The sequence below is a fragment of the Streptomyces sp. NPDC000229 genome (assembly GCF_040300825.1).
Lineage (GTDB): Bacteria > Actinomycetota > Actinomycetes > Streptomycetales > Streptomycetaceae > Streptomyces.
The window spans coordinates 22,350-29,566 of the sequence record NZ_JBEPEL010000083.1 but is presented as its reverse complement, the minus strand read 5'-3'; the positions used below and the strand labels follow the sequence as shown (position 1 = coordinate 29,566).

The window sequence follows — 7,217 nt, the reverse complement described above, 5'->3', positions numbered from 1 at the left end:
AGGCGGAGCGCCTGGCCGACATCCCCGTCGGAGACCGGCCCTCCCTCGCCCTGGTGCCGTTCCGGCAGCTGCGGGAGCGGGGTTTCGACGTGCTGGCGGGCGCCCTGCTGTACGACGGGCCCGGCTACCCGTACCTGGTGCGGGGCGCCGGGCAGGTGGCGGGCGACCTGATCAGCGCCGCGCCGGGGCGGTACGAGGAACTCCTCGCCGTCCTGGACCTCCTGGAGGACGGGTACGAGCGGGAGGTGTGCGAGGTGGTGCGCACCCGGGACGGGGCGAGCACCCGGGCCTGGGTGTACGTCGCCACGCGGGCCGTGCGGCTGGGGGAGCCGATCGCGGGCGGGGACTGGCTCAGCCGCCGGCCGCTTCGGGAAGCACGGCTTCCGGGCGCACCGCTTCCAGGCGCACCGCGCACACCTTGAACTCGGGCATCCGGGACGTCGGGTCGAGCGCCGGGTTGGTGAGCGTGTTCGCCCGGCCCTCCCCGGCCCAGTGGAACGGCATGAACACCGTGTCCGGCCGGATGCCCGTGGTGATCCGCGCGGGCGCCACCGCCCGCCCCCGCCGCGAGACGACCGCCACCGGCTCGCCCTCGGCGACCCCCAGCCGGTCGGCCAGCCGCGGGTGCAGCTCCACGAACGGGCCGGGCGCCGCGGCGTTCAGCTCGGCGACGCGCCGGGTCTGGGCGCCCGACTGGTACTGGGACACCACCCGCCCGGTCGTCAGCACCACCGGGTACTCCTCGTCCGTCTCCTCGGCCGCCGCCCGGTGCGTGACGGGCACGAACCGCGCCCGCCCGTCCGGTGTCGCGAACCGGTCCAGGAACAGCCGGGGCGTGCCGGGGTGGTCGGGCTCGGGGCACGGCCAGAAGACGCCGTCCTCCTCCGCGATACGGCGGTAGCTGATGCCCGCGTAGTCGGCGGGCCCGCCGGCCGAGGCGCGGCGCAGCTCCTCGAAGACCTCCTCCGGGTCGGTGGGGAAGCCCTTCTCCCACCCGAGCAGCCCGGCGAGGGCGTGCATCACCTCCAGGTCGCTGCGTACGCCCTCGGGCGGGTCGACGGCCCGGCGGCGCAGCAGGACGCGGCCCTCCAGGTTGGTGAGGGTGCCGGTCTCCTCCGCCCACTGGGTGACGGGCAGGACGACGTCGGCGAGCGCGGCCGTCTCCGACAGCACCACGTCCGCCACGGCCAGGAAGTCCAGGGACTCGATCCGCTCCTGGATGTGCGCGGCGCGGGGTGCCGAGACGACCGGGTTGGACCCCATGAGCAACAGGGCCTTGATGTCGGTGCCGAGCGCGTCGAGCAGCTCGTAGGCGCTGCGCCCCGGCCCCGGGAGGGTGTCGGGGTCGACGCCCCAGACACCGGCGACGTGGTCGCGGGCGGCGGGGTCGTCGAGCTTGCGGTAGCCGGGCAGCTGGTCGGCCTTCTGCCCGTGCTCGCGCCCGCCCTGCCCGTTGCCCTGTCCGGTGAGGCAGCCGTAGCCGGACAGCGGGCGGCCGGCGCGGCCGGTGGCCAGGCACAGGTTGATCCAGGCGCCGACGGTGTCGGTGCCCTTGGACTGCTGCTCGGGACCGCGCGCGGTCAGCACCATCGCGTCGGGCGTGTCGCAGAACATCGCCACCGCCTCGCGCAGTTGCGGCACGGGTACGCCGGTGATGCGCTCGACCAGCGCGGGCCAGTGGGACATGGCGGCGGCGCGGGCACCGGCCCAGCCCGTCGTACGGCTCTCGATGAACTCCTCGTCCGTCCGTCCCTCCGCCACGACCAGGTGCAGCAGCCCGAGGGCGAGCGCCAGGTCGGTACCGGGGCGGGGCGCGAGGTGGAGGTCGGCCTGCTCGGCGGTACGGGTGCGGCGCGGGTCGACGACGATGAGCCTGCCGCCGTTCTCCTTCAGCTCGGTCAGGTAGCGCAGCGCCGGGGGCATGGTCTCGGCCAGGTTCGACCCCACGAGGATCACGCAGCCGGTGCGCGGGATGTCCTCCAGCGGGAACGGCAGCCCCCGGTCGAGCCCGAAGGCCCGCTGGTGGGCGGCGGCGGCGGACGACATGCAGAACCGGCCGTTGTAGTCGATCTGCGAGGTGCCCAGCACCAGCCGGGCGAACTTGCCCAGCGTGTACGCCTTCTCGTTGGTCAGCCCGCCGCCCCCGAACACCCCGACGGCGTCGGGCCCGTGCTTCTCCCCGGTGCCGCGCAGCCCGTCGGCGACGGCACGCAGGGCCTCCTCCCAGGTGGCCGGTTCGAGCCTGCCTGTGGCGGGGCGTCGGACCAGGGGCCCCTCCAGCCTGACCCGGGAGGAGAGCACTGCGGGTGCGGTACGTCCCTTGCCGCACAGGGCTCCCCGGTTGACGGGGAAGTCCGTACGCTCCACCACCTCGACGCCGTCGCCGGCGGGCTTGAGGTTCATCCCGCACTGCAGGGCGCAGTACGGGCAGTGCGTGGGGATGGTGGCGGTGAGCATGCCCCCGAGCATGCGACGCGCGTGTTACGGCCACCGACACGGCGCATTACAGACCCGGTACGGCCGGCTCCGCCCCCACCGGCGCCGCCGGTGAGGCGCGTCAGCGTCCCAGTGCCTCCGTCACGCCCTTCTCCTGGCGGCCCAGGAACCTCGGATCCGGTTTCAGCGCCGCGTCCAGGGCCGCCTTGTGCGCCGCCGCCAGTTCCCGCGCCCCGCCGTAGTACCAGACCGAGTCGCGTGGTTCGTCGACCCCGACCCCGTACGCGTCGATGCCCGCCGCCCGGCAGAGCGCGACCGCCCGGCGGATGTGGAAGCCCTGGGTGACCAGCACGGCCTGGTCCACACCGAAGATCTTCTTGGCGCGGACGCACGAGTCCCAGGTGTCGAAGCCCGCGAAGTCGCTGACGATCCGCCCGTCCGGTACGCCCCGCTCCCTGAGGTAGCCGCGCATGGCGTCGGGCTCGTCGTACTCGACGCGGCTGTTGTCCCCGGTGACCAGGACGACCTTGACCTTGCCGTCCCGGTAGAGCGCGGCGGCGGTGTCGAGCCGGTGCGCCAGGTACGGCGTCGGGCGGCCCTTCCACAGGCCGGCCCCGAAGACTACGGCGACGTCCCGGGCGGGAACGTCCGCCGTCGTCCGCAGCCGGCTGTCGGCGACGGCGTGCATCCAGGTCGCGGGCGCGAGCGCCAGGACGCACGCGAGCACGGTGCCCTGCACCAGCCGCCGCTGCCCGCGCCGGCTCACCGGCCACTTCAGCCGCCGTATGCCTCTCATGGACCGAACCCCCTTGTCGACGTCCCGCACGCCACCCCCGCCGCCTGTTCCGACGCGGCAGCGGCCCGCCGGGTTCAGTGCGGTACGTGTGATCTCGACTGCGGCCGGCCGTACAGGAGGGTGGCGAGCCCCGCCCCCAGCAGCCCGCCGAGGAGCTGGGCGGCGATGAAGCCCGGCATCGAGGCGGGCGCGATGCCGGTGAACGAGTCGGTGAGGGAGCGGCCGACCGTCGCGGCCGGGTTGGCGAACGAACCGGACGAGGTGAACCAGATCGCGGCGGCGATGTACGCGGCGACCGCCACCGGCGCGAGCTGGGCGCGCCCGATGCGGTCCAGGCCCTGGATGAGCAGCACCAGACCGGCCGTGGCGACGGTCTCGCCGAGCAGGAGGTGGCCGTCGGAGCGCATCTGCGTGGACCAACTGACGGGTGCCCGGCCGAACATGGCCCCCGCGAGCAGGGCGCCCGCGACCGCCCCGGCCAGCTGCGCGGTGATGTAGAGGGCGGCCTCCCGGCCGGTCAGGCCGTCGTGGGAACGCCGTCCGGTCCACCAGACGCAGAGGGTGACGACCGGGTTGAGGTGGGCTCCGGAGACCGGGGCGAACAGGGCGATGAGCAGCCCGAGCCCGATCGCCGAGGCCAGTGAGTTGGCCAGGAGCTGTACCCCGACGTCATGGCTGAGGCCGGTGGCCTGGATGCCCGAACCGATGATGACCGCCACGAGTGCCCCGGTACCGACGAGTTCCGCGACGGCGCGGCGTGGCAGCGCCCGCTGCGTACCACCCATGAGACCCCCACTTCCTGTGTGCGGAAAATATGTTCCGCGTTTCGAAAAGAATGTAGCGGGTAAAAGAGATCGTTCTCTGCCCCGCGTCCTGGCACGATGTCCCGCGTGACGACATCCGGCCCCTGGGCCCGGGCAGCCGCCCGCAACAACGCCGAGTGGTGTGACGCCATGTGCCGCGCCCACGGCCTCGGTCCCGGCACCTTCGGCGACGTCGCCTGGACCCACCCGCGCCGCACGCCGCCGTACTACCCCGACGCCGTCACCCTCGTGCCCGACGCTGCTTCGCACGAGGTGCTCGACGGCATCGACCGGAGCGTGCCCGGCTGTTCCGTGAAGGACAGCTTCGCCACCCTCGACCTCGCCGGCCACGGCTTCGAGCCGCTCTTCGACGCCCGGTGGATCCACCGCCCCGCCGGCACACCTGCCCCGCAGCCCGAGGACGCCGCCCCCTGGGAGCCCGTCCGGACCGCCGCCGAACTCGCCGCCTGGGAAACCGCCTGGAGCGACGGCGCGCCCATGGACCTCTTCCGCCCCGCGCTCCTGGCCGACCCGGCGACCACCGTCCTCGCCGGCCGCGCGCCGAACGGCCGCATCGTCGCCGGGGCGGTCCTCACCCACAGCACCGCCCCCGACGTCGTGGGCGTCTCCAACCTCTTCGGCACCGGCACCGGCACCGGCACCGGCACCGGCACCGGCACCGGCGCCGATCCCTGGCCCGGGTGCCTCGCCGCGACCACCCGCCTGCACCCCGGCACCCCGGTCGTCGGATACGAGCACGGCGACGACCTGGCGGCCGCCCTGCGCCACGGCTTCACGGCGACCGGCACGCTCCGCATCTGGGCCCCGGCCGGCTGACGCCCTCCCCGCGCGGCCCGTGAGCCCGTGGAAAACACCCGTCACCCACGCGCAACGCCCTGGCAACACCTGCCCGTCACCATCGGTTCATGACGGAGCCGGCCCACCCCCACGAGCCCCATCCCCACGCGCCCCAGCCCCTCGACAGCACCGCCCAGCTGCTCACCCGCGTCACCGCACAGCTCGGCACCCGGCTGACCCATCTCCACCTCGACGGAACGGACGGACCGCGCAGGCCCATGAGCACACCCCACCCGCCCACCCTCGTCGCCGTCGCCCACGGCAGCCGCGACCCCCGCGCGCCGGCCACCGTGAACGCCCTCCTCGACCGGGTCCGCGAACTACGGCCGGGCCTGCCCGTACGACTCGGCCACATCGAGCTGAACACCCCCCTGCTCGACCACACCCTCGCCGACCTCCCGCCCGGCGACGCCGTCCTCGTACCCCTCCTCCTCAGCCGCGGCTACCACGTCAAGCACGACCTGCCCGGCGCCGCCGCCAGCGCACCCCACCTGCGCGTGCGCGTCGCCGCCCCGCTCGGCCCCCACCCCCTGCTCGTCGAAGCGCTCCACGACCGGCTCACCGAAGCCGGCTGGCACACCGCCCGCGGCACCGGGGTCGTCCTCGCCGCCGCCGGATCCCGCGACCCCGACTCCGCCGCCGACACCCGCCGCACCGCCCGGCTGCTCAGCGAACGCCTCGGCGGCGTGCCCGTCGTCCCCGCGTACGCCTCCGCCGCCTCGCCCACCGTCCCCGAAGCCGTCCGCGCCCTCACCGCCCGAGGCCGCCACCGCATAGCCGTGGCCTCCTACTTCACCGCCCCCGGCCTGTTCGCCACCCGCAGCGCGGCAACCGCGCCCTGGATCGCTGCCGCCCCCCTCGGCCCGCACCCCGCGCTCGCCCGTCTCCTCCTCCACCGCTACGACCAGGCCCTGACCACGGCGGCGGTCCCGGCCGATTCCCCCCAACTGGTCTCCGCCTGACCGGTTCACCGTCAGTCCCTGCGGTTACCTTCAGTGCATGAACGGCATGGAAGGCATGAACGGCAAGGACGGCCAGGACGACAAGAACGGCACGTACGACGAGAAGGCCACCGCGCGCTGGGCCCCCGAGCCCGACAAGCGACCGGGCCGCACCGCGTTCCAGCGGGACCGCGCACGCGTCCTGCACTCGGGCGCGCTGCGCCGCCTGGCCGGCAAGACCCAGGTCGTCACCCCCGGCTCCCGCAGCCACGCCTGGGACCCGAGCCCACGCACCCGGCTCACCCACTCCCTGGAGTGCGCCCAGGTCGGCCGTGAGCTCGGCGCCGCCCTCGGCTGCGACCCCGACCTCGTCGAGGCCGCCTGCCTCTCGCACGACATGGGCCACCCGCCCTTCGGGCACAACGGCGAACAGGCACTCAACGACTTCGCCAAGGACTGCGGCGGCTTCGAGGGCAACGCCCAGTCACTGCGCCTGCTCACCCGTATCGAACCCAAGCGGTTCGTCCACATCGACGCGACCGACGAGGTCATCAGCGTCGGCCTCAACCTCACCCGCGCCACCCTCGACGCCGCCACCAAATACCCCTGGCCACGCGGTGGACACCCCACCGACCCCGACTCGCCCAAGTTCGGGGTGTACGAGGACGACCTGCCGGTCTTCGCCTGGGTGCGGGAGGGCGCCCCCGAGCACGGGCGCTGCTTCGAGGCGCAGGTCATGGACTGGTCCGACGACGTCGCCTACTCGGTGCACGACTTCGAGGACGGACTGCACGCCGGGCACATCGACCCCGACCTCCTCGTCGCCGAACCGGAGCGCGCCGACATCTGGCGCGTCGCCATCGGCCGGTACGTCCCCGCCGGCACCGACCCGCAGGAGCTCGCCGACGCCCTCGACCGGCTCATGGAGCAGGAATGGTGGCCGCACGGCTACGACGGCACCGCCATCGCCCAGGCCCGCCTGAAGGACGCCACCAGCCAGCTCATCGGCCGCTTCTGCCTCGCGGCCGAGGCCGCCACCCGCCAGGCGTACGGCACGGGCCGCCTCACCCGGTACGCCGCCGAACTGGTCGTACCGCGCGAGACCCGCAACGAGTGCGCGGTGCTCAAAGCGGTCGCCGACCGGTACGTGATGCAGCGTGCCGAGCAGGAGGCGCTCCGGGCCGACCAGCGCATCGTGCTCGCCGAGCTGGCCGAGGCGCTGACGGCCCGCGCACCCGAGGGTCTGGACCCCCAGTTCCACGCCCTGTTCCACACCGCGCCCGACGACCGGGCCCGCAAGCGGGTGATCGTCGACCAGATCGCCTCGCTCACCGACGCCTCCGCCCGCACCCTGCACGCCCGCCTGACGAGCCGCCGCTGAGG

Annotated in this window: 7 protein-coding genes; 4 read left to right on the top strand and 3 right to left on the bottom strand. The window is 74.3% G+C overall.

Features of this window, described 5'->3' with window-relative positions:
- Positions 1 to 11: 11 nt before the first annotated feature.
- The gene (locus ABT360_RS29205) at positions 12 to 422 is read left to right on the top strand and encodes a gamma-glutamylcyclotransferase family protein (RefSeq protein ID WP_351822905.1); all 411 of its coding nucleotides are present in this window, start codon (positions 12 to 14) and stop codon (positions 420 to 422) included.
- Here the strand turns inward: ABT360_RS29205 and ABT360_RS29200 are convergent.
- From ABT360_RS29200 to ABT360_RS29190, 3 genes are all read right to left on the bottom strand, one after another.
- Positions 352 to 2,457, bottom strand: coding sequence for a molybdopterin oxidoreductase family protein (locus ABT360_RS29200; protein ID WP_351822896.1), 2,106 nt, complete (start codon positions 2,455 to 2,457; stop codon positions 352 to 354). The genes ABT360_RS29205 and ABT360_RS29200 overlap by 71 nt on opposite strands.
- 100 nt (positions 2,458 to 2,557) lie before the next feature.
- Positions 2,558 to 3,232 carry a SanA/YdcF family protein gene (locus tag ABT360_RS29195; protein WP_351822893.1) on the bottom strand — a complete coding sequence of 225 codons (675 nt, stop codon included), beginning with the start codon at positions 3,230 to 3,232 and terminating at the stop codon, positions 2,558 to 2,560.
- Between the two features lie 74 nt (positions 3,233 to 3,306).
- Positions 3,307 to 4,017, bottom strand: a complete 711-nt coding sequence (locus tag ABT360_RS29190) for an aquaporin (RefSeq protein WP_351822890.1) — start codon at positions 4,015 to 4,017, stop codon at positions 3,307 to 3,309.
- 168 nt (positions 4,018 to 4,185) lie between these two features.
- On the opposite strand from ABT360_RS29190, the gene ABT360_RS29185 reads away from it, so the two are divergent.
- The 3 genes from ABT360_RS29185 to ABT360_RS29175 all read left to right on the top strand — a co-directional run bounded on the left by ABT360_RS29185 (position 4,186) and on the right by ABT360_RS29175 (position 7,215).
- Entirely contained in the window at positions 4,186 to 4,872 is a 687-nt protein-coding gene (locus tag ABT360_RS29185) for a hypothetical protein (RefSeq protein ID WP_351822902.1), read from the top strand.
- An 89-nt stretch (positions 4,873 to 4,961) separates the two neighbouring features.
- Complete coding sequence (locus tag ABT360_RS29180) at positions 4,962 to 5,855, top strand: sirohydrochlorin chelatase (RefSeq protein ID WP_351822887.1); 894 nt, start codon at positions 4,962 to 4,964, stop codon at positions 5,853 to 5,855.
- A gap of 46 nt (positions 5,856 to 5,901) precedes the next feature.
- Positions 5,902 to 7,215, top strand: a complete 1,314-nt coding sequence (locus tag ABT360_RS29175; RefSeq protein WP_351822899.1) for a deoxyguanosinetriphosphate triphosphohydrolase — start codon at positions 5,902 to 5,904, stop codon at positions 7,213 to 7,215.
- The last annotated feature ends 2 nt before the right edge of the window (positions 7,216 to 7,217 follow it).

Excerpts from the sequence above, each read along its gene's own strand:
- ABT360_RS29190 (WP_351822890.1), bottom strand. The coding sequence starts at position 4,017 with ATGGGTGGTACGCAGCGGGCGCTGCCACGCCGCGCCGTCGCGGAACTC.
- ABT360_RS29180 (WP_351822887.1), top strand. The coding sequence starts at position 4,962 with ATGACGGAGCCGGCCCACCCCCACGAGCCCCATCCCCACGCGCCCCAG.
- ABT360_RS29200 (WP_351822896.1), bottom strand. The coding sequence starts at position 2,457 with ATGCTCACCGCCACCATCCCCACGCACTGCCCGTACTGCGCCCTGCAG.
- ABT360_RS29175 (WP_351822899.1), top strand. The coding sequence starts at position 5,902 with ATGGAAGGCATGAACGGCAAGGACGGCCAGGACGACAAGAACGGCACG.
- ABT360_RS29185 (WP_351822902.1), top strand. The coding sequence starts at position 4,186 with ATGTGCCGCGCCCACGGCCTCGGTCCCGGCACCTTCGGCGACGTCGCC.
- ABT360_RS29195 (WP_351822893.1), bottom strand. The coding sequence starts at position 3,232 with ATGAGAGGCATACGGCGGCTGAAGTGGCCGGTGAGCCGGCGCGGGCAG.